Here is a 24,313-nt window from a genome sequence, read left to right as displayed (position 1 = left end):
TCATTACGCGCCATTCACAGGAGACACAATGACCTTGCCTTCACAAGCGCAAATCATCAGCGCCCATATCGCACGCGACTGGCGCGATGTCTACGCTTTCACTTCGCCACCGGAAGCGTTTCCGATCTGGGCATCGGGGCTTGGCAAACCGCTGAGCCACGAAGGTACGAAGTGGATATTCGAAGGCAGCGAAGGCCCGGTAACCGTGCGCTTCTCCGCCATCAACGACTACGGTGTGCTCGACCACTATGTGCTCTTGCCCGACGGCAACGAGATCTACATCCCGCTGCGGGTGATCGCCAATGGCAGCGGCAGCGACGTGCAGTTCACCCTGTTTCGCGTGCCTGGCATGACAGATGAGAAATTCGCCGCCGACGCGCAGTGGGTCGAGCGCGATCTCGCTAAACTGAAGGCGTTGCTGGAAGAGCAAGGTTGACGTGTTTGCCGGAAGCTGCTGCGTGTTGATATTGCGCATCGCGGCCCACGCATAAAAAAAGCCGGCGCCTTTAACGGCACCGGCTATTCCCTAAATCACGCTCGACGCCAGACTTGCAGCGCCCAACGCGTGACACACCTTATCGCAGTGCTTTCACCGCATCGGCCGTCACGTCGGCAGGTTGGCCGCCATACGTCGCGCGCAGGTAATTCGCGAGTTGCGCGAGTTCCGTGTCGCTGAGTTGCGTAGCGAATCCCGGCATGTCCTGCATCCGTTCAAGGCCCGGAAAATCCTGCGCGCCAATGCCGTCCAGCATCGCCACAATCAGGTTATGTGCATCGCTTTGGCGCACGGTCGAGTTGGCATGCATCGGCACGGCGACGTGCGGCTTGCCCGCACCGCCAAGCCCGTGACAGCCGGCACACACCGCGAGATACACATTGCGCCCCGCCTCGAGTTGCGCGGCATCGGCGGAGACCGACTGCAACGGTTGCGGCGCCGGAGCCTGGTCGCCGAGCAGATACGTCGACATCGCGCGCAGATCGTCGTGCGTCATGTACTGAGTACTCAGATGCACAACCGGATACATCTCGCCGAAAGCCGAGCCTTGCGGCGCGATACCGGTGGCGAAGAACGCCTGCAGGTCGGCGGCATTCCAGCCACGCGCCGCCAAACCATGCGGCGTGATGTCCGGTGCGGCGATCCGGCCGAGCGCCGCGCCCGTCAGCGGCTTCGCGCCGTCGAGCTGGCCGAACTTGCCGCGCGGTGTATGGCATTCGGCGCAATGGCCAAGCGCGTTCACCAGATAGCGCCCGCGATTCCAGTCCGAGGATGCTCCTGAGGAAGTCCCGGTGGGGGATTGCCCTTTCGATGCATCCGGCAATGTGTCCGTCAGGAAGACCCAGTCCCAGAAGCGCACGCCAAAACGCATGTTGAACGGGAACGACAGTTCGGGTTCGCGGTTTGCCACGGCTGCCGGCTTCTGTGCCATCAAATACGCGTAGATGGCATCGCTATCCGCACGCGACAGTTGACGGTACGACGTATACGGCATGGCCGGATACAACTGCCCGGTCGGCGTAACGCCGTCGTGCAGCGCCTTGTACAGATCGTCCGCACTCCAGTTGCCGATACCGTGATCCTTGTCCGGCGTGATGTTGGTGCCGTAGAAGGTGCCGAACGGCGAGGCCAGCTTCACGCCGCCGGCGAACGGCGCGCTATCTGCCGTGGTGTGGCAGGCGGCGCAGTCGGCGGCTTTGACGAGATAGCGGCCGCGCGCGAGCGGATCGGCGGCGGTGGATTGCGGCCCCAGCGCGGCGGCGGCCTGCATCGCAGCAGCGGAGTCGTCGTGTTTGCCGCAAGCACTTAGCAAAGCAGCCGTGGCGAGCAACAGCAGCGCACGACGCACATTCATCGAGGGGCTCATCATGCGGCGTCCTTTACGAGGCCGGGCGTGGTCATCACGACTTCCTTCACGGCTTCGTAGTAACGCACGTAGCCCGTGCACCGGCAGATGTGATCGTTCAGCCCTTCGGTGATGGTTTGCTCGACCTGGTCTTTGGTGATCGGCTGACGCTTCAGACGTTCGATCAGCACGGTCGCCGCGTTGACGAAACCGGGCGTACAGTAGCCGCACTGAAAACTGAAGTGCTCGAGAAACTTCTGCTGGATCGGCGACAGTTCGATCACCTCGCCTGCTTCGTTGCGCTTCGCGTGGCCTTCGATCGTGCGGATGGTTTTGCCGTGGAAAAAGTTCGCGCCCGTGATGCAGGTGCGCACTTCTTCGCTGGTGCCGTCCGGCTTGTCGACGATCACGACGCACGCGTGGCAGATGCCCTGGCCGCAGCCGAGGCGCGAGCCGGTCAGGTGCAGATACTCGTGCAGAAAATCGATCATCATCAGACCGGCGGGCACGTCGGTCGGGCCGACGATCTCGCCGTTCACCTTGACCGACACCGGCAGCGTGCGGAAATGCGTCAACGGACGCTCGACCACGGTAGCGCCCGGCGCGCCGGCGGCAACGCTCGAGGCGCCGGAAGCCGCGTTGGCGACAGCAGCGCCCGAGCCAACGGAAGAACCTGAAGCAGCGGAAGCAGCGCCTGAAGCAGCAAGAGCACCGGCCGCGCTGGCGCCGCTTGCAGCATTAACGGGGGGTTGAGTGGGGGCCGTCATGCGAGCACCTCCTGAATACGTTGCGGGGTGACCGGCAGGTCGGTAAAGCGATGGCCGATCGCGTGCGCGATACCGTTTACGATGGCGCCGACCACCGGAATCATCACCACTTCGGCGATGCCCTTCGGTGGATCCGTTTCGGTGAGCGGCGGCAACACTTCACCGGTCTGGGCCCAGACGGCGACGTCAGTCGCGCGCGGCAAGTGATACCGGTTGAAGTTCCATGTGCCGTTGCCCGGACCGTCTTCGTATAGCGGCAGGTACTCGTGCAATGCATGACCAATGCCCATGGCGAGACCGCCTTGCAGCTGGCCCGACACCAGTTGCGGCGAGAGCTGATTGCCGCATTCCATGATCGAGTGATGCGCGAGCAGGTCGACCTTGCCGCTCGCCTCATGCACTGACAGCTCGACCAGGGTGCCGACCGCGCTGTAGTACGTCACAGCCGCGTTGTTGCGCTGAACCGGTGGAATAAACACGCGCTGACGGTCGAGCACGCGGTAGTGGTTCGCGGTAGTTTGCAGTTTCTTTTTATCGGCGGAAGCGTTGTCGCCGTATCGAAGCGCGAGCCCATCGAGCGGCAAACGCTCGGCGCTGCCGTCGATCTCGAAGTCCGACTCGGTCCATTGCCAGCGATTGAACACGTGCACGGTCGCGCCGGTTACGAGACCCAATTCATGCGCCTTCTTCGCGAGCTGTTCGAACGGCAGTGCCTCGAGCCCGGCCGCGGACAGCTTACCGTCAACCCAACGCGCGTCTTCGATGCGAACCATCAGCGGCGCGGCTTGACCACCGCCGCCGCCTTGGCTCCAGATCGCCATCGCAGCCGGCCACAAGCCGTGCGCGAAAACGACGCGCGCCGCTTCGCGCGTGCTGTGCGTGAAATAGAACGCGGAGTTCGTCGCGCTCGAAGGCGACGCATAACCCGGCGACCAGCGCGGATTCGCGGCCAGCTTGTCCTGGTCCGCTTGCGACATCATGTACGGATCGCCGCTCGTGACGACCGGCAGGTCGGGCCAATCGGTGATCGCGACATGTACGTCGGTGGCCGGCTTGCCGAGCCACTTCGCGACGGCGATCGCCTGCGAGGTCGACACGCCCGTGCCGATTTCAGCAGCCGTGTGCTGCAGGCTGACCTTCCCGTCAGCGCTGAACTCGACCTTCGCGAACGAGGTTTCCGCGCCGGTGCCGAAGTCCTTCTGCACACATGCAAAGCCGACGCCATAACGCTTGCCCGGATGCGCGGCTTCGAATTCGGCTTTACGCTTCGCGCGATTCACCCACAGCGGATGAACCTTCGCCTTCTGCAACACATCGTCGACCCGAATCGCGCCGGCCGGCACCGCGCCCTGCGTGTTCTTCATACCCGAACGCAGCCCGTTCTTCAGGCGGAAGTCGATTGGATCGACATTCAGTTGCGCAGCGATTTCGTCGACCATCATCTCGGTCGCGGCCATGCTTTGCAGCGTGCCGTAGCCGCGTGCGGAACCGGCGTCGATTGCGCGCGAGGCGACCGCAACCGCTGACAGATCGTTCTTCGGGAAGTAGTAGATCGACTGCGCCGCAGTCGCGCCGACCATCGCCACCGAGGGCGAAAAGTTACACCGCCCGCCGCCGTTTGCTTCCATCTCGGCCTTGAACGACTGCAACAGACCCGTGTTTTTATCGACCGCGATCCGGTAGTTCATCTTGAACGCATGGCGTTTCAACGACGTCTGGAACTGCTCGTAGCGATCGTTGGCAAGACGCACCGGGCGCCCATCCGCATACATCGCGCAGACGAGGCCGTAGAACGGCACGTTGAAGTGATCTTTCGAACCGTAGCCCACTGTGTAGCACGGGTGAACGAACAGGTTCTTCACCGGGAACGCGCACTTCGCGACCATGCCGACCGCGCTGTCGACGACCTCGGACGGCGCCTGGGTCGGCACGACCATGTGCAGCGATTGCGTCGCCGCGTCGTACCAGCAGTTCGCGTTGTCGGGTTCGAGCGCGGCCGTGTCGATCGACTGCGTGTTGTACTCGCGCTCCATCACCAGCCAGTCCGCCGACGGATGATCCAGCTCCTGCTGGATCTGAGCGGCATGAAACATGCCCTGCTCGTCGAGCTTGCCGTGTTCGACGCCGTCCGGCCACACCGGCTGGTGCTTGCGCATCATGCTCGGGAACACCGGCGCGTCTTTCAGACTGGAGAAGATGTCGTCGTCATACGGCGTCTTGCCGCCGACGCGCACGAAGCGGAACGTGCCCCACGGATCGCGTTCGAGCGGCCCGGTTTGCGCGCCGTAACGGATGACCTGATCCTGAAACTTCAGTTTGTCTTTTGCAAAGCGAAAGCGCGCGAAGTCGTGATAGATCAGGATCGCGACCGCCTGGCCGAGATACGCAGGCGTCTTGCCCGGCGGCAGCAACATGTCGTCGCCGTAGAAAGCCGGAAAGATCAGGCCGTCGCGCGTCAGATCGTCCGCCGTAACCACGCGATCGGGCTTCAGTTCGTCACCAAGCAACGACAGGTCGAAGCCTTCATAGCTGCGGTCGGCTTGCGTCGTGCGCAGGATGAACGCGTGCGACTGCTGCTGCGGCCAGTGCGGCATGTCGGTCGCGCGGATGTCGCGCGCGAACACTTTCGAGCCCGTCACTTTGGCGATACCGTCGATGCGGAATTTCGCCTGCCCGTTGGCGGCGTCCCACTGAACTGGTGTCAGAATTTTTTCTTCGAACAACGCAGCGAATGCGCGGCTGCCCATCGGCGCGATATACACCGACACACCCGCCAACACGCTGGCCTTCAGAAAACTACGACGTGAAAGGTCGAGTTTCCCCATGGACTTCTCCTTTAGTGAACACAGCGGCAACCCAATAGCAGGACAAACGCGGAACACAGGCCGGCGCGGCGCGGCCACATGCCAGCTTACACGCGGCGGACCTGCGCTGAACGGCTGTAAACCACGAGGGAGGTGTTCGAACCGCGGACGCTAGTGTGCGCCCGGGCGTACCGGCGACGTGCAGCAGCCATCACTTCGGCAATGCCGCAGTCGATCTGATTTACCTGGAGCTACCGTGAGTTGCCTTTTCCCTGCCCTACAGAGGGCAAGGGCCGGGATTATCTCGCTGTTTAGACGCACGGTGCGTCAATTTTTGTCAGCTATCTCGCAAATAACGGATTGAGTATGAACCGCTATAGCGTTCGGTTTACGACGTTTTTTGTATTGGTCTCGCAGCGGTCCCGGTCGCCCGGTTTTCGACTTGCAAGCATGCTTGACTAAGCCCGCAGGATCGTGATGCCCAATGCCTCGAACGGCGCGGTAAGCACCGCTGGCGTATTCCGCTCGACGACGATCGTACTGGCCGCCGTCACATCCGCAATCTTGTACGCCGACGCCGCATTGAGTTTTTCCGCCGACGCCAGCACCACCGTTTCCGCCGCATGTTCCGCGAGCGCACGCTTAACGTAGGCCTCCTCCATATCGCCGGTGCTCAGACCCGCTTGCGGATGCACACCGGTCGCGCCCATGAAATAGAGGTCGGCGCGAATGTGGCTGAGGGCTTCAATAGCGGCTGCGCCCACGTTGACCATTGAATGGCGGAACAGACGGCCGCCGATCATGAGGACTTCGAGTTCCGTATGCTCCGCCAGTTCGACCGCGATGCTCGGGCTGTGTGTGACGATCGTCGCGCGCAACTGGCGCGGCAAATGACGCGCCAGTTGCACGGCCGTCGTACCACCATCGATGAACGCGATCTGGCCGCGCCCGATCAGGCCCGCCGCCGCCCGGCCGATCGCCGCTTTCGAGGTCGATTCGATGCGCTCGCGCCCGGCGAAATCCACCGCCGCCGGCGAGGCCGGCAACGCGCCGCCATGCACGCGCTGAAGCTGCCCCTCGGCGGCAAGTTCGCGCAAATCGCGCCGAAGGGTGTCTTCGGAAACGTCGAATTCGACGCTCAACGTCTTGGCGATCACCTGACCGTCACGCTTGAGCGCTTCGAGGATCAACTGTTTTCTTTGCGATGTGAGCACGGCGGCAGTCCTGAAGGCATTTTGATAGATTGCACGAAATTTCTTGTTTTTGCATGAAACTGCACGATACCATGAATTGCGTGCGGTGCAGACCGCGTTTTCCAGCAGGATTCCCACAGGACAGGATGCGAGTCATGAACGAAATCGCCGGGCGGGTACGGATTGTCGATGTGAAAGTGCTATCGGACGACTGGTACGTCCTGAAAAAAACCACCTTTGATTACCAACGCGCGGACGGCAGCTGGCAACGCCAGAGCCGCGAAACCTATGATCGCGGCAACGGCGCGACGCTGCTGCTGTACGACCCGCGCCGCCGCATGGTGGTGTTGACACGGCAATTCCGCCTGCCGGCGTTCGTCAACGGCCATCACGGCATGCTGATCGAGACGCCGGCAGGTCTGCTGGAGGCGGCCTCGCCTGAAGAACGGATCCGCGCGGAAGTCGAAGAGGAAACCGGCTACCGGGTGCATGAGGTACGCAAGGTGTTCGAAGCCTTCATGAGCCCGGGTTCGGTAACGGAAAAGCTGCACTTTTTCGTCGCCGAATACGATGCGCTGGCAAAGGTCGGCGCAGGCGGCGGCGTTGCCGACGAAGGCGAAGATATCGAGGTGCTGGAACTGCCGCTGGACGAGGCGCTGGCGATGGTCGAGCGTAGCGAGATCGTCGACGGAAAGACGATTATGTTGTTGCAGTATGCAAAGTTGAATCTGTTCGGCGTGTAAACGGCGACTTGCAGGCCGTGCCACCAAATCGCCTTGACGGGCATAGGCGCGTGGGCGGAGTGTGACGAGCGCACTCTGCCGCCGCTGCGGCTGTTCAGCCAGCAATCTGGCCGCGCGCCCAATTTTTCGGACTGATCTCACACAAGGTTGGGAAAGGGACGATATGTTGACGAACGTCAAAAAAATATCCTTACGGGTCCCTTTGGAGTCTGCCTGCCTCTCTGTCAGCGCGTTGCACGTCTTCAACCGGAAAGGCCATTTCCGTTAGTATATTTTTTACTTCGCCAGCTCGATAAAGCCGGCGAATGATTTGAGGTTTAAGTGGATTCTCTTAATTCAGCGAACAGATTCATGGGCGGCTTCTTTTTCGGCACCCTCGTCGCTGCAGTCGTGATGGTATTGCTGTGCAATGCCGGTGATTTTTCGCCGTTTATAGCGAAGCTGCATGCTTTGGCACAGGTCATCCTGACCGCGCTCATTTCCCTCGTTATCGTCGATGCAAAACCATTGGCCTATAAAACCGTCTGGCGTGATCGCCGCTGCAGCTTCGTACTCGATGAAGATCTGACCGCGACCATTCGCGGCAGAACCTTTGGCATTCCCGCCGGCGTGGTAATCGGGATTCTGATTCAGAATTACGTGATGAACTGATTTCCCGTCGCACGGGAAAGCGGTATTTATCGCACCTGGCGTTGCCGTCATCATTCAATACACGACCGGCGCCCCTAGAATTTATGCCGTATCGCCGCGCGCACCACGACCTGCTTCGAAGTCGATGACGGCGATTGGGTGCCGGGCGTAAAGGCATCGTCCAGAATCGAATAGGTGGCGTCGCCGGTCACCTGCTGATACTCGCCCTGAATGTACACGTCGGTGCGTTTGGACAGGTTGTAGTCCGCCATCAAGCCGAACGAATGAATCTTCGGCTTCACGCCGCCGCTCGAAGCGTCGTAGGTTTCCATCGTATAGACGTACTGCGCGCCGACGAACAGCATCGGCGAAATCTGATACTTGCCGTTCACCTCGAAGTTCTGATACTTCAACGAGTTCAACAATACCCCCGGCGGCACAAGCGGCGTCACGCCGAGATAGCCGTTGCCGGTCGGGTCCAGGTAGTTCGAGTTGGTGTACACGAAGCCGGCCGTGGCCGGCCCGAAGGTGTAGGTGATGCCGCCACCGAACACGCGCATGCGGGCGGCGATAAAACTGGCGTCGTTCGCCGTAATCGCACCGTTTGAGCCGTTGCCGGGGTTGTCAGCCTGCAGATATGCCGCGGCAACCAGCAGTCCGCCGTAGGTGTACTGGCCGCCGAAACTGTACGCGCGGTTATTGGCGAAGCCGGTGTCGTTGCTGAAGCTGTAGACGCCGCCGAACTGGAAGCCCGAAATCGACGGGCTGGCGTATTTGACGCTGTTGTCGAGACGGAATGAGTTGTCGGTGTTGTCGTTATCGTACGGGTGCGAGAACAACGCACCGGCCCAGTTGCCGTTGGCCGTGGTCTGCGCCAGATAGTCGACCACCGAGTCGTACTGACGGCCGAACGTCAATGTGCCGTAGGACTCCGAACTCAAGCCGACGAACGCCTGGCGGCCAAACATCCGGCCGCCCTGGTTAAGCTGCCCGGAGCTGACGTCGAAGCCGTTTTCCAGTTGGAAGATCGCTTTCAGGCCGCCACCGAGTTCCTCGGCGCCTTTCAGGCCCCAGCGGCTGCCTTGCGCATCGCCACTTGCGAGTTCATAGACATGACCGCGGCCGACATTGTTGGTGTAGTTGATGCCCTCATCGAGCACGCCGTACAGCGTCACGCTCGTCTGGGCAAAAGCAGGCGCGGAGAAAATGGCTAACGAGGTGACGGACAAAGCGGTGGAGACAGCCAGCGCGAACACTTGCTTGTTCATGAAGATCTCCCAGAACTCGAGTAATGGGACAACTCGATCCGACCGCTTTCTTTTGACGCTTCTTGAGGCGTTTACCGACCCCGACGCGCTTTCAGGAAATCCTCACACGCCGTTACGCCGCCGTCTATCAGGTGTCGCGTCCCATATCTCAAAACGTTGCGAAATCTCCACTGCGTCGGGCGCCCCTTTTTTCGCGGCGCTTATTCAGGTAAACGGCGCCGCGTTGTCCGGACTTAAGCCGGCTGTCGCATTGGACGCGGCAGCCCGGCACGTCCCGTAGCGGGTTTGTCATCGAAAGAAATATAATCGAAAGCTTTTGCGGCGGCGCAGCGGAACTCCGCGGCGTTAAACGGGTCATTTTTACTGGCCTCGGCAACCGCACTTCGCGTGGCCGATTCAAGCGGTGACACGGGTGGCCATCCGCGGGGCGGCCACCCGCCGCTGCACCCGATCCAATTTCAAAAAGCTGTGTGAGACGTCTGCCGCGCTGAACTAGCGCGCCGTCGCACGGGGCTGCTTCTGGCACCACACAATGCAAAAGTCGCAATTCCGTTTGATCGAGCTCGATTTTTTTCGCGGGCTGGTTCTCCTGATCATCGTCGTCGATCACATCGGCGGCAGCATTCTGTCGCGCGTCACGCTGCATGCCTATGCACTGTGCGACGCCGCCGAGGTCTTCGTGTTCCTCGGCGGTTTCGCCACCGCTACGGCCTACGCCGCGCTCGCCGAACGGCGTAACGAGGCGACCGCGCGCAGCCGTTTCCTGCGGCGCTCGCTGGAAATCTATCGCGCCTTCCTCATCACGGCCGGCTTGATGCTGCTGGTCAGCGCGGTGCTGACCGCGTTCAGTATCGACGGCCCGAATCTCGCCACCACCGATCTCGACGATCTGATGGACGCCCCCGTGGCCGCCCTGCGCGACATCCTGCTATTCCGCCGTCAGCCGTATCTCGCTTCCGTGTTACCGATGTACGCGTTCTTCGCGCTGCTGGTGCCGATGATCCTGCCGCTCGCGCGCAGCAAGCCATGGCTGCTGCTGGCCGGCAGCGTCGCGCTGTGGGCGGGCGCACCGGCTATCGACGCCTACCTGCCCGCCGCACCTGACATGCACTGGGATTTCAACCCGTTTGCCTGGCAGTTGCTGTTCGTGCTCGGCGCGCTGGCACGTTGCCAGCCGGTTTATCAGCGGATCAGCGCGCACCGTCTGGGCTGGCTGGTCAGCTTACTGGCGTTCGCCGTGGTCGCTGCCGCGGCCTACTACAAGCTGTTTATCGAACGCGAGCCGCTCGATGGCAGCTTCAAGCAAAACCTCTCCTATCTGCGTGCGGTCAATTTCCTTGCGATTGCGTGGCTCGTCGCGAACCTGATCCAGCTCGGCTGGGCAAGAAAGCTCGCTCAATGGATGCCGTGGGTTGGCATGATCGGCCGCAAAGGGCTGCTGTGTTTTATCGCGGGCGCTGTGATTTCCCTGGTCGTCGATTCGGTGCTGAATGCCGCGACCGACGGCTACTTGAACTATCCGCTCGGGTTGGTAGCGGATGCATTTGCGGTCGGCGCACTGTTCGCCGTCGCCAGGGCGTCGGATCCGCTCAAGCGCATCACGGCGCGCCTCTGGAGCTTGCGCCTCAGAACGTCGCCCTGAGTGAGCAGCGTGCGCATGCACGCGCGAGCTTTGGCTGGGTCGCCGGATGCCGGGTTGTCGCATGCCGGGTTGCCGCTTGCGTGCCCACCGGGTTTCCGCGTTCTCGCTCACTCCGCTTACCGCTTACCGCTTACTGCTTAGTGCTTAGTGCTTGCCGATTTCCGCTTGCCGATTTCCACTGCCGATACTGATAGCATGACGACCGCGCGCGACCTGCGCGGCGGCCTCTTACCCTGACATGCGTCTATTCCTACATTCCGCACTCCTCGCGCTGTGCGCTGCTGTCGGTGCGCCGGCAAGCGCCAGCACCGTCATCAGCCGAAGCTTCCATTCCGAAGCGCTCGGCCGCGACTGGGCCTACACGATCTATCTGCCCACCGGCTATCGCCACGACGCCGCACGCATTCCCGTGCTCTACCTTCTGCACGGCAATAACGGCGACGCCAACGACTGGCTCACGCAAGGCCACCTTCAAGCCACCGCCGATGCACTGATCGAGCGCAGGGAGATGCCGCCGGTTGTGATCGTCATGCCGCAAGGCGGCACAGACTGGTATGTCGATCGCAAGGAGAAGATGGAGACCGCATTCTTCAGCGATCTGCTGCCGGAGATCGAAACGCGCTACGCAGTCGCGACGCAGCGCGGCGGGCGGATGATCGGCGGCGTTTCGATGGGCGGTTTCGGCGCATTGCGCTACGCCATGACGCAACCGGAGCTCTTTTGCGGCGCGCTGCTGCTAAGCCCCGCGATCTATGCCAATGAGCCGCCGCTCGCTTCAGCTGCGCGCCGCGTCGGCGTGTTCGGCGACCGGCAGTTCGATCCGCATGTCTGGCACGCGCTCAACTATCCGGCGCAATGGGAACGGTACATGAGCCAGCCCTATCGCCTGCCGATGTTCATCGCCGCTGGCGACGACGACCTCGCGATCCAGGCCGATGCGTCATCGCTTTACACCCATCTCCGGATGGCGGGAAATCCGGCGGCGCTGCGCATCATCGACGGCGGTCATACGTGGGATGTCTGGAGCGCGCTATTGCCCGCCGCGCTGAAATACACGCTGGGCTGCGTCAATCAGTCAGCGCGCGAGCAGGAAAAGTAACCTGGCGAATCAGCAGTCCTGATTGCGTCGGGACATTGCGTGCAACTATTGCACGAGATCGGTCCACAGCACCATCAGCACGGTCATGAGCGCGGGCCCAATGAAGAGGCCGAGCAAACCGAACGTCTCCGCCCCGCCGAGAATGCCGAATAGCACCAGCAGGAAAGGCAATCGCGTCGAGTTGCCGATCAGCACCGGCCGCACGAAATGCTCGGCGACAAACACCACGATCGAGCCGAACACCGCAAGCCCGATGGCCCCGGCAACCGAGCCTTGTGAAAACAGCCATAAGGCCGCAAGGCCGAACGTGATCGGCGCACAGAACGGCAGCATCGCGGCGATCGCCGTGATGAATGCGAGCAGCGCGACGTGCGGCAAGCCGGTCACGAAATAGGCAACGCCCATCAAGGCGCCCTCGCCGAGCCCGACCACCACCAGCCCCGACACCGTGCCGCGCACTGCCGCGGCCATGCGCTCGAGCAACTGCGCGCCGTCATCGCCGAAGCCGCGCCGCACGCCTTTCATCAGCGAGCCAGACAGACGCGGCCCCGCCTGAAAGATCACGAACAGCGTGACCAGCATGAAAGCGAACACCATCAAGCCATGTGCCGCGCGCGCGCCGAAGTGGCGGCCGAGCGTCATCACCGTGGTGCTGTGCAGCCCCTTCATGGCCGCCGAGTCGCGCAGCGGCTGAGCGAGATTGGCCTGCCACCAGGCTGAAATCTGTTGCACGCCAAACGGCAAGCGCTCGACGATGTCCGGCATCGGAATACCGTTTTCCTGCACCGTCTTGAACCACTCATTCATGTCGTGGGCTTCGCGCAGCGCCTGTGTAATGCCGATCCCGACCGGCAGCACCACGAGCAACGCGATAGCGAGTGTCAGCACGGCGGCGATCAACGTCGTGCGGCCGGTGAACCAGCGGCTGCCTTCCACCTTTTTCAAAAACGGCCACAGCGCGATTGCAATGACGCCGGCCCATGCCACCGCCGCAATGAAATCGCGCACGACCCACAGCGCCAGCAGCACGAGCGCGATATACAGGACGAGTAAAGCCGCTTTCTGCTTTTTCGGGCGATCAGGCGGTGTCGGCGATTCTGGCGGCGCTACCGGGGGGCGTGAAATCATGTGGGCTCTTAAAGTCTTGTGGACATGCGCGCGAGCCGACCGGAAAAATGCAAACCCGCTACACTTGCATCGCACGGTCGCTCAACAATAACGACATCTTAAAGGAAGCGCCGAAGCCCTTTGCAGCCGGCATTTTCGTCGCGCTGCGTACAACACTGCGTTGCAAAAATCCACGCTATCGCAAATTCACAACGCATATGGCCCGCAAAGCCCCGCCGTTTCGTGTAAGCGTGGATGTCAAGTTTCATTGTTGCTAATTCGAGAACAGTGTTTCAACGCCGGCACAATGGCTATCCAGGGCGCACGGGACTACATTCGGCACACCACAATACGGAGCCGACGATGATGACCTTAGAGTCCATCCCCCTTGACGGTACCAATGGCGTACGCATCGAAATTCTCGAGCGCTCCGACACCACGCTGGTGATCCGCTGGGTCGAACCGGGGCGCTGTCATTATGGCGAGCAGCGGTGGCGGCGGCGGTCCGCGCATACCTCGGGAACCTGCGCGGTAACGCGACGCAAGATTCGCCGTGGCGATGCGGTGTTCAAACCGGCTGAGCGGCCGGCACCTTCGAATGCTTCTGCAATGATTTGTGCTGAGGTGCTGGGCGAACTTGTTGAGGCCTGAGGTTTTTCCCTGGACGGCAATTTGCTGATCTGCGCTTAGGGCGTTTGCCGTCGTTGATCCCTCCCGTGATCTATTTGCGTTGATCCCTCCCGTGATCTATTTGCGTTGATTCCCTGCGCGCCGACTCCTTCCCGGCCGCACTCACACACGCTTGGCGCCGCTTGTCAACTTTCTGCCTGAAAAGCCACGGCAAAAGGCCACTGCGGCTGCCGAACAGCCGATTGGTATCCCTGCCCCAAAAGCCTGATTGCGGCCCTTCGCCACGTGCGTTAAGGTGATCCCCGTTGCGCCAGGTCACCACACCTGCCAGACGCGCATCGTTAAATGAATGTCCTCCATCCCATTCGAACGCGCCGCAGCCCGTCTGGCGGCAAACGAGAGGCGACACCATGGCAGAAGACACCCCCGAAACCCGCGCCGCAGCGGTTCCTCCCGCCCAGCTAGTTGCACCGCAACAATTCTCGCTGGACGTCCTGCTCGAGAAATACGCGAAAGGCGGCGAGCAATCGGCCGACGACGTATTCCAGCGCGTCGCCCGCGGCGTCGCTCAGGCGGAGCCGGAAGCGTTGCGTGGATCGGTGGAAGCGCTTTTTGTCGACAATCTGCGGCACGGCGCACTCGGCGCCGGGCGCATCATGAGCGCGGCCGGCACGGGCATCGCCGCCACGCTCATTAATTGCTTCGTGCAGCCGGTCGGCGACGCGATTCAGGGTGTCGACGATCAAGGCCTTCCCGGCATCTACGTGGCGTTGCTGCAAGCCGCCGAAACGATGCGCCGCGGCGGTGGTGTCGGCTACAACTTCTCCGCGATCCGGCCCAAGGGTGCCCGCGTTCATACCACCAGCTCGTCGGCGTCCGGCCCGTGCAGTTATATGGACGTATTCGACGCCTCCTGCAGGACCGTCGAAAGCGCCGGCTCGCGGCGCGGCGCGCAAATGGCCGTGCTCGACTGCAATCACCCCGATCTGATCGAGTTCATCGAGGCGAAACATTCGAAAGGCCGCTGGAACAATTTCAACGTGTCGGTAGGCGTCACCGACGAATTCATGCGCGCCGTCGAAGACGATCAGCCCTGGCCGCTCGTGCACCGCGCCGAGCCGTCGCCGGCGATGCGCGCGGCAGGCGATGTGCGGCAACGCGAAGACGGCCTCTGGGTATACAGCGAACGACCCGCTCGCGAGATCTGGGATCGCATCATGCGCTCCACCTACGACGTCGCCGAACCCGGCATCGTGTTCATCTCGCGCATGAACGAGGACAACAATCTACGCGCGGTCGAAATTATCCGCGCCACCAATCCATGTGGCGAACAACCGCTGCCCGCTTACGGCTGCTGCAACCTCGGACCGTTGAACCTCACGCGTTTCGTGCTCGATCCGTTCGCGCAAATGAAAGGCCGCAAGCCTTCGTTCGACTGGGACGGTCTTGCCAAACGCACTCGCACCCAGGTGCGTTTTCTCGACGACGTGCTCGACGTCACGCTATGGCCGCTGCAGCAGCAATATGACGAGTCGCGCGCCAAGCGGCGCATCGGCGTGGGCTTTACCGGCCTCGGCGATACGCTGGTGATGCTCGGCCTGCGCTACAACTCGCTGGAAGGCCGCGACTTCGCGGTACGCATCGCCCGGCTGATGCGCGACGAAGCCTATCGGGCATCGGTGGAACTGGCGCGCGAGCGTGGCGCGTTCGAATTGTTCGACGCCGGGCGTTATCTGGAAGCGGGCACCTTCGCCTCACGCCTGCCCGACGACATCAAGGATGCGATACGTGAGGACGGCATCCGCAACAGTCACTTGCTGTCGATCGCGCCGACCGGCACCGTCAGTCTCGCGTTCGCCGATAACGCGTCAAACGGCATCGAGCCGGCCTTCTCCTGGACCTACACGCGCATGAAGGTGATGGCCGACGGCGGCCGCGAATCGTTCGACGTCGAAGACTACGCGTATCGCCTCTACCGCGAGCTCGGCGGCGATGTGAAAAACCTGCCCGACTACTTCGTCAGCGCACTCGAAATGTCGGCGCGCGACCACCTCGACATGATGGCCGCCGTGCAACCTTTCGTAGACACGTCGATCTCGAAGACGGTGAACGTACTGGCGGACTATCCGTTCGAAGCGTTCGAGAGCCTCTACTTCGACGCGTGGAAAAACGGCCTCAAGGGTCTCGCCACGTACCGCCCGAATGAAACGCTCGGCGCGGTGCTGAGCGTGAGCCCGCCGCAAGCGGATGACACGCTGGCCGAAACCGATCAGGATCCGCTGCGGATCGCGATCGATCATCGCCCCAAGGGCGAGTTGCCGGCGATCATCGAAAAGGTCGAATACCTGACGCAAGCCGGCAAGAAGTCGCTTTACGTGGCGGTGTCGTTCATCGAAGTAACGGGACGCCTCGGCGGTGAAGATGTCACGATCGAGCGCCCCATCGAGTTCTTCATTCCGACCGGTCAGCGCGACGAATCGCAGCAATGGATCACGGCGACAATGCGTTCGCTGTCGCTCGCGGCACGCGGTGGATTTGTCGCGCGTAACTTGCAGGATATGCGCAAGGTGTCGTGGGATCGCGGGCAGGTGCGGCTCGGCGAGGTGCAACGTCTTGACGGTCATCGCACGCCACGCTGGCACGATTCCGAAGTGGCGGCGCTCGCTTTTGCGATCCAGCAGATTTTGCATCGGCGCGGTTTTCTCGACGCCGAGGGCAATCAGGTGCCGTCGCGTATGCTGGCGCGTCTACCGCGCGGGCAGATGAACGCTGAAACGGCGTTGCCCGCAGATTTCGGCATCCGTCCGCATCCCGGTGACGCTAACGACGAGTCGACGCTGGCGCAACCCGGTGGCGTGCAAGGGCTGCACACCATGCTCGGACGCAAGTGCGGCTCGTGTGGTGCGAACGCGGTGATTCGCAAGGATGGGTGCGACTTCTGTACTGCATGTGGCGAGGTCGGCGCGTGTGGGTGAGTGGCCTCACCCCACTCTCGCGTAATACAGGTTTTGCGGATGCTTCGCCTCGGCGAAGAAAAACCACCGCTCCGCCACCAAACCCGCGTATTGCACGAGACACGCGGCCGCCAGCACGCTGAACGAGACGCCGATCGAATGCAGGCTTGCGCCCAGCACCATCAACACGACGGGCGCAACAAACGCGGCCCCGAGGAATCCCCATTTGACCCCGCGCAGCGTCCCCACCGATTTGCCGTGAAAGAACTCGCGCAGGTTGAACGCGCCTGCAGTAAAGCCGCGCGAGACCTGTACGAGCTTCGGGTTTTTGATGCCGGTTGCGCTCTGCACGGTGGACTTCGGCCGCAACCGCGCATTGCGCACGAGTGATGCCGAACGGCTCCCGCAGCCCGCGAGCGTCAGCATGCAGGCACAGATAGCCAGGCCCGCTGTCAGACCCGGCGCGAACCACGCGGTCATCGCCGTCGCCAGCGTGAACCCGGACGCGCAACCTAGCAGCACGAAGTTGACCAGCGTCAGCGGCGTGGCCCATTCCTGCAGAAAACGCAGGCACGCGTAGATCATCGCCGAGCAGACGAACAACAGAGCGCTCGCCGCCACGCCGAGCCAGCCTATCGCGAGCGACCATGGCGAGCCAAACCAGTGCGCGACACCATAGAAAAAAACACAGGCGAGAAACGCCGGCAGGCACAGACATTCGCGCGACAACCATGACGTCCGCCACATCGCAACCGCACGCCATGCGCGCTCCGGATGCCCGAGATGGAAAAACGAGGCAATCAGTCCGAGGCCGCCCAACACGACCGACAAGCCCGCGGCGGTGACATAGAACGCATCCGCGGGCGCCGTGACGAGTCCCAGATGCGCGGCCGTCTCCACGCCGACGAGCGCGATCAGCAGACCCTGCGCCGCGCCGCTCAACGTAGTGAGAAAAACCACCGAAAAAGCCGGATTCATCGCGAAGTCCTTTAGATACGCGTCGCCATCGACGCAAGATGCAGTTCACCACGCTCGAGCTGCGCATCGACCGATTCGGGCATCTTCAGCGCCGTATCCGCGTCTTTGCACGAGCAGGCACTGCTGCCGCAACCCGATGCCGACGTCGTGACGCGCGGCAAATAGTGGTTCGCCGGCCGCGTATTCCACTCGGGCATCAACTGATAGCCGCCGCGCTCCTCAATCGCCTTCGACACCACCGACTCCGGATCATGGATATCGCCGAATAGTCGCGCGGAGGTCGGGCACGCGAGCACGCATGCCGGCTGGCGATCGCGCTCGGAGAGGTTTTCATCGTGAATACGATCGGCGCACAGGGTGCACTTGGTCATCTCCTTGCGCGCTTCATCGAGTTCGCGCGCGCCGTACGGACACGCCCACGCACAGTATTTGCAACCGATGCATTTGTCGAAATCGACCAGCACGAGGCCGTCTTCCTTGCGCTTGTAGCTGGCGCCGGTCGGACACACCGGCACGCACGGCGGGTCCTCGCAGTGCAGGCACGACTTCGGGAAGTGGATCGTCTCGGCGTTCGGGTAGCTGCCGGCTTCAAAACTCTGCACGCGATTGAAGAACGTGCCGGACGGATCGGCGTCGTACGGATTCAGGTCGGCGAGACTGCCCGACTCGCCCGACGTATTCCACTCCTTGCAACTCGTGACGCAAGCCTGACATCCCACGCACACGTTCAGGTCGATCACCAACGCCATCTGAGTCATGAATCGCTCCTTGCTGCTTTCCTTGCGTGACTTACGCGCTACCTATATCCGATGCTGGTGCGCTACTTGCGCCCGGCTGCACCACGCAACCGTGCCGCGAATTCGCCTCGTCCCGCGAAATAGGTCTGCACGATCCGCGATATCACCCCGTTCGACCCCGGCAACGCGGGCATCGCGTCAAACTGCGGCAGCGTATGACGCGCGTCCGCTTCCGCCGGATAGATGCGCACGCGTACGTCGTACCACGCGGCCTGCCCTGTCACCGGGTCCGAATTCGAGAGGCGCGCGGCCGCTTCGTCACGACCGGGCAACTCGTCGGTGATGAGGTGGTTGAGCAGGAAGCCGCGCTGCGATTCGTTCGCACCCGCGCCGAGATTCCACGCGCCCGAGGCCTTGCCGATCGCGTTCCAGGTCCATACCGTGCCTGGTTCGACGGTCTCGCTAAAGCGCGCCATGCAGCGCACGCGGCCCCATTGCGATTCGGCATAGATCCAGCTACCGTCGGCGATACCGTTTTCGGCCGCCATCAGCGGATTCATGTAGAGATAGTTCTCGCCATGAATCTGCCGCAGCCACGCGTTCTGCGAATCCCACGAGTGATACATCGCCATGGGCCGTTGCGTCACGGCGGCGAGCGGAAAACGCGCGAGGTCGGTGGAATCGCTTTCGAGCGGCGCATACCAGAACGGTAGCGGATCGAAATACTTTTCGACCCGTGCCCGCAAGTGCTCGGGAGGTTGCCGCCCGCTTGTGCGTCCTTGCGCGGCGAGCCTGAACTTCTGCATAACGTCGGAGTACAGCTGGATCAGGATCGGCTCCTTGAATTTACGGAAGCCTTTTTCCACCGCCCAGTCGAGATACGGCCCGTTGCAGTTGCGCATGTACTGGAGCGTCTCCGGCAAGCGGTAATGGAACACGCAGTTGTTCTTTGCGTACTGTTCCCACTGTTGCGGATTCGGCTCGCCCACCAGCGCCTTGTCGCCGTCCTTGCCGCGCCAGCCGATCAGAAAACCCACGCCGGAATCAGGCGTCGTCGTGTGATTGACGATGAAGTCGGGATAGTCGCGAAAGCGGCGCGTGCCGTCGGCCGCCGTGAAAGCAGGAAATTTGAGGCGCGAAGCCAGCTCGATCAGCACCTCCTGAAACGGCTTGCACTCGCCCGTTGGCGGCACGACCGGCACACGCACGGAATCCACCGGACCGTCGAATTCGGAAATCGGCCGGTCGAGCATCGACATGGCATCGTGCCGCTCGAGATAAGTCGTGTCCGGCAGGATCAGATCGGCGAACGCCGTCATCTCCGACTGGAACGCATCGCACACCACGAGAAACGGAATCTTGTACTCGCCGTTCGCATGCTTGTCGACGAGCATTTCGCGCACCTTCACCGTATTCATCGACGAATTCCAGGCCATGTTGGCCATGAAAATCAGCAGCGTGTCGATGGGATAGGGGTCGCCGCGCCAGGCATTGGTGATCACGCTATGCATCAGGCCGTGCACGGCGAGCGGATATTCCCAGGAGAAGGCTTTGTCGATCCGAACCGGACCGCCGTTTTCGTCGATGAACAGATCTTCAGGCGCGGCCGGCCAGCCGAGCGGCCCGGTTGCGAGCGGCGTGTTCGGCTTGACGGCGTCGGGGCTGTTTGGCGGTTTAGCCGACGGCGGCACCGCGCGGGGAAACGGCGATTTATGACGAAAGCCGCCGGGGCAATCGATCGTGCCCAGCAGCGACATCAGCACCGCAAGCGCGCGGATCGACTGGAAACCGTTGGAATGGGCGGCCAGTCCGCGCATCGCGTGAAAAGCGACCGGGTTGCCGGTGACGGTCTCATGCGTTTCGCCCCACGCATCGGTCCAGCAGATCGGCAGCGTGATCCGGTGATCGCGGCTGGTCTGGATCATTTCACCGGCGAGGCGGCGAATCGTATCCGCCGCAATGCCGGTAATGCCGGCGGCCCACTCGGGCGTGCAGTCGGCCACGCGTTCGCGCAGCAACGCGAATGACGGCGTGACCGGCGTGCCGTCGTCGAGCGTATAGCGTCCGTCGAGTGCGGGCGTCACGCCGGGGGCATGATGCGGTACGGCGCGTGCGGCCGTGGCGTCCCACCAGAGATGATTTTGCGGAAAGAGCGGATTGCCGGCAGGCCGGTCCGGATCGCGCACGAAAAGGCCGAAGTTTTCGCTGGCTTCGTCCAGATCGACGAGTTCCGCCGCGTTCGTATAGCGCTGCACGAACTCGTGATCCCAGGCATCGGCCGCGATCAGTTCGTGCAGAAACGCCATGAATAGCGCGCCGTCGGTGCCCGGCTTGATGGGCACCCATTCGTCCGCAATCGCGGCATAGCCGGTGCGAATCGGATTGATCGCAATGAAGCGTCCACCCGCGCGCTTGAATTTGGAAATCGCGATCTTGAGCGGATTCGAATGATGATCTTCCGCCGTGCCGATCATGAAGAAGAGTTTGGCGCTGTCCAGATCCGGGCCGCCAAATTCCCAGAATGAGCCGCCGATCGTATAGATCATGCCCGCCGCCATGTTGGCCGAGCAGAAGCCGCCATGCGCCGCGTAATTCGGCGTGCCGAACTGTTTGGCGAAAAGGCCGGTAAGCGCCTGCATCTGGTCGCGGCCCGTGAAAAGCGCGAATTTCTTCGGATCGGTGGCGCGAATCGTGGCAAGACGCTTTTCGAGCACGTCGAACGCGACCTCCCACGACACCGGCTCGAACTGCGCGCTGCCCCGCTCCGCGCCCGCCTTGCGCATCAACGGCTGGGTCAGACGCGCAGGCGAGTACTGCTTCATGATGCCCGAGGCGCCCTTCGCACAGATCACGCCCTGGTTCAGCGGATGCTCTGGATTGCCGTCGATATAGCGCACCTCGCCTTCACGCAGATGCACGCGAATGCCGCAGCGGCAGGCGCACATGTAGCAGGTGGTCGTCTTGATCTCGAGCCGTTCGTCCTGCGTGCGGGCGTGGTGTTCCATGCGGGATCTCCGTCGCGGCTCCGGCTGTGTCGAAGCGATGTGGGTTCGATATCGACCATCCTATGCGCCGTGAGTCCACAAGGGAAATCGCGATTTGTGACAGAAACTATCCGCTGAACTGATGGTTTCAGTTTGCCTTCAAATTTCAGAGCGGTGTCAACACCGCCTCGCCCGCAAAATGGCGCCGGGCGTTGCCCAGAAAATTGTCGACGGAGGCGGTAATTGCCTCCGGCGAGCGGCCGCCCACATGCGGCGTCAAAACCACGTTGCGCAGCGTCAGCAAGGCTTCGGGCGGATCCGGCTCGCCCTCGTAGACGTCGAGGCCCGCACCGGCGATCGTGCCGGCAGCGAGCGCTTCGGCCAACGCGGCTGTGTCCACCACACTGCCGCGAGAGACATTGATCACGAAACCGTCCGGCCCGAGTGCGTCCAGGACCGCCTTGCCGATCAGATGACGCGTACCGGCGCCGCCGGGCGTCGCCACCACCAGGAAATCGCACCACTGCGCGAGGCCCTGCAAACTGTCGAAATAGCGTAGCGCCGAGCCTTCCCGCGGCTGGCGGTTGTGATAACCGATGTCCATATCGAACCCGGCGCCACGCCGCGCGACTTTCTCGCCGATATTGCCGAGCCCAACAATGCCAAGCCGCTTGCCGGAAACGTTCGGGCGCATTGGCAACATGTCGCGCAAGACGCCCTCGCGGGTGGCCTGGTCGAGTTGCGGCACGTCGCGCACCGCCGCGAGCAGTAAGGCGAACGCATGATCCGCCACGCAATGGTCGTTGGTGCCTGCGCCATTGGCGAGCACGATGCCACGTGAGCGGGCGTGGTCGATGGCCAGGTTTTCATAGCCCGCGCCGAGTGCGCTGACAAACTCGAGCTGCGGCATCTGGTCGATTTCAGCGGCCGTGAGCCCGTTCGTGCCGTTGGTCAGCACGGCGCGGATCGTCTCGCCATGTTCGGCAATCGCGGCGGTCCGCTGGGTGGCATCGGGTGCATAGACGACGTCGAAAGCAGCCTCGACCTTGGCGCGGCTTGCGTCGTTCAAGGAAATCAGAACCAGCAGGGATGGCTTCATAGCGGGCGTTTTTTCTTGGGGCGGTGACGGATGGGAGACACGACGAGTCAGTGTAACAAGCCTCCCGCGGCCCCGCTGGTTACCGGTCACAAGCTGTCACAAGCTGTCAGACGTGCCCACAAATGCTCGCAAGCAGGCGTGCCCTGCTGCGGCCCGCGGCCGTCCATACGCCTAAAGTCGATTCGAACCATGCCGTTATCTTATTGAATGGACCGGACGCAAACAGGCCCCGTCACGCGTCTTTCTTCCTCGCCAAACCCAAGCCGTCTTAGAATAGCCGGAACTCCGACCACGGGAATCTCATGCAGGACAGCCTCCCGCGCGGCTCAGCGCCCGCCAACCATGCCCCGCTGGAAGTCCTCCGCCCCGAAGGAAGTCCCCTTGGGGGATTGCGGGACGATTCCGAAATGTTCGAACTGGCGCCCGTCTCGCTCTGGCTTGAAGACTTCAGCGGCGTGCGCACGCTATTCGACGCATGGCGGGAACAAGGTGTGACGGATCTGCGCGCCCATTTCGCTGGGAATCCGAGCCTCGTCGCCGACTGCGCACACAGCATCCGCGTCATCAAGGTGAATCAGAAGACGCTGACGCAATTCGAGGCCGCCGATTTCGACGCGCTCACGGGCAATCTCGCCTCGGTGTTCCGCGACGACATGCTCAAGACGCACCTCGAAGAGCTATGCCAATTGTGGGCCGGGCAAGCCCAGTTCACCAGCCAGACGGTCAACTACACGCTCGGTGGACGCCGGCTCGACGTGCTGCTCAAGGGCGCCGTACTGCCCGGCCATGAAGCACGCTGGGACCGCGTGCTCGTCTCCGTCGAAGACATCACCGAACTGGAAGGCGCGCGGCATCGCATGACGCTGGCCGAACAGTATGTGCGCGGCCTGTTTGAATATTCACCGGTGTCCTTGTGGGTGGAGGATTTCAGCGCGGTCAAGCGTCTGCTCGACGACGCTCGTGCAGCCGGCATCAGCGATTTTCGCGTGTTCACCGACGTGCATCCCGAGTTTGTCGAGCGCTGCATGCAGGAAATTCACGTGCTCGACGTGAACCAGCACACGCTCGACATGTTCGCGGCGAAAGATAAGAGAACGCTGCTGGCGCGACTGCCCGACGTGTTCCGTGACGACATGCGAGCGCATTTCCGCGAGCAGTTGATCGATCTATGGGACGGCAAGCTATTCCAGCAACGCGAAGTGCTCAACTATTCGCTCGACGGCAGCGAGGTGCACGTACACCTGCAGTTCTCCGTCCTGCCCGGCCACGAACGCAATTGGGATCTGGTGCTGGTGGCCCTCACCGACATCACGGCGCGCAAGAAGGCCGAAGCTTACCTGGAGTTCCTGGGCAAGCATGACGTGCTGACCAAGCTGCGCAACCGCTCGTTCTATGTCGACGAACTGAACCGGCTGGAGCGCAAGGGCCCGTGGCCGGTGACGATCATCATGGCCGATCTGAATGGCCTGAAACGCGTGAACGACCAACTCGGCCACGCGGCCGGCGACGCCTTGCTACGGCGGGCCGGCGAAGTCCTTGCCAAGGCGACGGATGCGCCTTTTCATGCGGCGCGCATTGGCGGCGACGAGTTCGCGATCCTGCTCCCAAACACCGACGAGCGAGGCGGCGCCGCGATGGTCGATGCGATCCGCCAGCTGGTCGAGCTGAACAACCAGTTTTATCCGGGCTCGCTGCTGAGTCTTTCGATGGGTGCGGCGACGTGCCAGCGCGGCGACCGGCTCGAAGCCGGCGTGCAACGCGCCGATCTGCTGATGTATGAGGAAAAGCACGCGCACTATGCGAACCGTTCGGCTGCGGACGCGCCGGGCGAGTGACG

General features: G+C 62.3%; 18 protein-coding genes. 8 read left to right on the top strand and 10 right to left on the bottom strand.

Features of this window, described 5'->3' with window-relative positions; translation table 11 throughout:
- Window positions 1-28: 28 nt before the first annotated feature.
- Window positions 29-436 (top strand): SRPBCC family protein, encoded by a 408-nt coding sequence (locus tag ACUN0E_RS12790; RefSeq protein WP_408236224.1) that lies wholly within the window; start codon window positions 29-31, stop codon window positions 434-436.
- 139 nt (window positions 437-575) lie between these two features.
- Here ACUN0E_RS12790 and ACUN0E_RS12785 read toward each other — a convergent pair whose 3' ends face one another.
- From ACUN0E_RS12785 to ACUN0E_RS12770, 4 genes are all read right to left on the bottom strand, one after another.
- The gene (locus ACUN0E_RS12785; RefSeq protein WP_445566798.1) at window positions 576-1,865 is read right to left on the bottom strand and encodes a c-type cytochrome; all 1,290 of its coding nucleotides are present in this window, start codon (window positions 1,863-1,865) and stop codon (window positions 576-578) included.
- A complete protein-coding gene (locus ACUN0E_RS12780) occupies window positions 1,862-2,608 on the bottom strand; it encodes a (2Fe-2S)-binding protein (RefSeq protein WP_445566797.1) in 747 nt (248 codons plus the stop codon). The genes ACUN0E_RS12785 and ACUN0E_RS12780 overlap by 4 nt, the downstream gene beginning before the upstream one ends.
- Window positions 2,605-5,433 carry a xanthine dehydrogenase family protein molybdopterin-binding subunit gene (locus tag ACUN0E_RS12775; protein ID WP_445566796.1) on the bottom strand — a complete coding sequence of 943 codons (2,829 nt, stop codon included), beginning with the start codon at window positions 5,431-5,433 and terminating at the stop codon, window positions 2,605-2,607. The genes ACUN0E_RS12780 and ACUN0E_RS12775 overlap by 4 nt, the downstream gene beginning before the upstream one ends.
- Before the next feature lie 437 nt (window positions 5,434-5,870).
- Complete coding sequence (locus tag ACUN0E_RS12770; RefSeq protein ID WP_445566795.1) at window positions 5,871-6,626, bottom strand: DeoR/GlpR family DNA-binding transcription regulator; 756 nt, start codon at window positions 6,624-6,626, stop codon at window positions 5,871-5,873.
- A 134-nt stretch (window positions 6,627-6,760) separates the two neighbouring features.
- On the opposite strand from ACUN0E_RS12770, the gene ACUN0E_RS12765 reads away from it, so the two are divergent.
- Both ACUN0E_RS12765 and ACUN0E_RS12760 read left to right on the top strand, forming a co-directional pair.
- On the top strand, window positions 6,761-7,348 hold the full coding sequence (locus ACUN0E_RS12765) for an NUDIX domain-containing protein (RefSeq protein WP_445566794.1): 588 nt from the start codon (window positions 6,761-6,763) through the stop codon (window positions 7,346-7,348).
- A gap of 351 nt (window positions 7,349-7,699) precedes the next feature.
- Window positions 7,700-7,999, top strand: coding sequence for a hypothetical protein (locus ACUN0E_RS12760; RefSeq protein ID WP_445566793.1), 300 nt, complete (start codon window positions 7,700-7,702; stop codon window positions 7,997-7,999).
- Between the two features lie 74 nt (window positions 8,000-8,073).
- Here ACUN0E_RS12760 and ACUN0E_RS12755 read toward each other — a convergent pair whose 3' ends face one another.
- Window positions 8,074-9,246, bottom strand: coding sequence for a porin (locus ACUN0E_RS12755; RefSeq protein ID WP_445566792.1), 1,173 nt, complete (start codon window positions 9,244-9,246; stop codon window positions 8,074-8,076).
- Window positions 9,247-9,778: 532 nt separating this feature from the next.
- Between ACUN0E_RS12755 and ACUN0E_RS12750 the strand changes: the two genes are divergently transcribed.
- A complete protein-coding gene (locus tag ACUN0E_RS12750) occupies window positions 9,779-10,888 on the top strand; it encodes an OpgC domain-containing protein (protein ID WP_445566791.1) in 1,110 nt (369 codons plus the stop codon).
- A gap of 238 nt (window positions 10,889-11,126) precedes the next feature.
- A complete protein-coding gene (locus ACUN0E_RS12745) occupies window positions 11,127-11,987 on the top strand; it encodes an alpha/beta hydrolase (RefSeq protein WP_445566790.1) in 861 nt (286 codons plus the stop codon).
- Between the two features lie 45 nt (window positions 11,988-12,032).
- Here ACUN0E_RS12745 and ACUN0E_RS12740 read toward each other — a convergent pair whose 3' ends face one another.
- Window positions 12,033-13,115, bottom strand: a complete 1,083-nt coding sequence (locus ACUN0E_RS12740; RefSeq protein ID WP_408338618.1) for an AI-2E family transporter — start codon at window positions 13,113-13,115, stop codon at window positions 12,033-12,035.
- A 345-nt stretch (window positions 13,116-13,460) separates the two neighbouring features.
- On the opposite strand from ACUN0E_RS12740, the gene ACUN0E_RS12735 reads away from it, so the two are divergent.
- Entirely contained in the window at window positions 13,461-13,745 is a 285-nt protein-coding gene (locus tag ACUN0E_RS12735; protein ID WP_028197253.1) for a DUF3331 domain-containing protein, read from the top strand.
- A gap of 389 nt (window positions 13,746-14,134) precedes the next feature.
- Window positions 14,135-16,699: an adenosylcobalamin-dependent ribonucleoside-diphosphate reductase gene (locus tag ACUN0E_RS12730; protein WP_445566789.1), complete on the top strand. Its 2,565-nt coding sequence runs from the start codon at window positions 14,135-14,137 to the stop codon at window positions 16,697-16,699.
- Window positions 16,700-16,705: 6 nt separating this feature from the next.
- Here ACUN0E_RS12730 and ACUN0E_RS12725 read toward each other — a convergent pair whose 3' ends face one another.
- The 4 genes from ACUN0E_RS12725 to ACUN0E_RS12710 all read right to left on the bottom strand — a co-directional run bounded on the left by ACUN0E_RS12725 (window position 16,706) and on the right by ACUN0E_RS12710 (window position 22,476).
- A complete protein-coding gene (locus ACUN0E_RS12725) occupies window positions 16,706-17,656 on the bottom strand; it encodes a dimethyl sulfoxide reductase anchor subunit family protein (RefSeq protein ID WP_445566788.1) in 951 nt (316 codons plus the stop codon).
- Window positions 17,657-17,667: 11 nt separating this feature from the next.
- Window positions 17,668-18,414 (bottom strand): 4Fe-4S dicluster domain-containing protein, encoded by a 747-nt coding sequence (locus ACUN0E_RS12720; RefSeq protein WP_408236185.1) that lies wholly within the window; start codon window positions 18,412-18,414, stop codon window positions 17,668-17,670.
- A 62-nt stretch (window positions 18,415-18,476) separates the two neighbouring features.
- On the bottom strand, window positions 18,477-21,398 hold the full coding sequence (locus tag ACUN0E_RS12715; protein ID WP_445566787.1) for a molybdopterin-dependent oxidoreductase: 2,922 nt from the start codon (window positions 21,396-21,398) through the stop codon (window positions 18,477-18,479).
- Between the two features lie 145 nt (window positions 21,399-21,543).
- Complete coding sequence (locus ACUN0E_RS12710) at window positions 21,544-22,476, bottom strand: 2-hydroxyacid dehydrogenase (RefSeq protein WP_445566786.1); 933 nt, start codon at window positions 22,474-22,476, stop codon at window positions 21,544-21,546.
- Between the two features lie 302 nt (window positions 22,477-22,778).
- On the opposite strand from ACUN0E_RS12710, the gene ACUN0E_RS12705 reads away from it, so the two are divergent.
- The gene (locus ACUN0E_RS12705) at window positions 22,779-24,311 is read left to right on the top strand and encodes a diguanylate cyclase domain-containing protein (RefSeq protein ID WP_445566785.1); all 1,533 of its coding nucleotides are present in this window, start codon (window positions 22,779-22,781) and stop codon (window positions 24,309-24,311) included.
- The last annotated feature ends 2 nt before the right edge of the window (window positions 24,312-24,313 follow it).

Source organism: Paraburkholderia sp. D1E, assembly GCF_052682275.1.
Note: the sequence above shows the minus strand (reverse complement) of the source record. Positions and strands in the feature narration are given on the sequence as shown.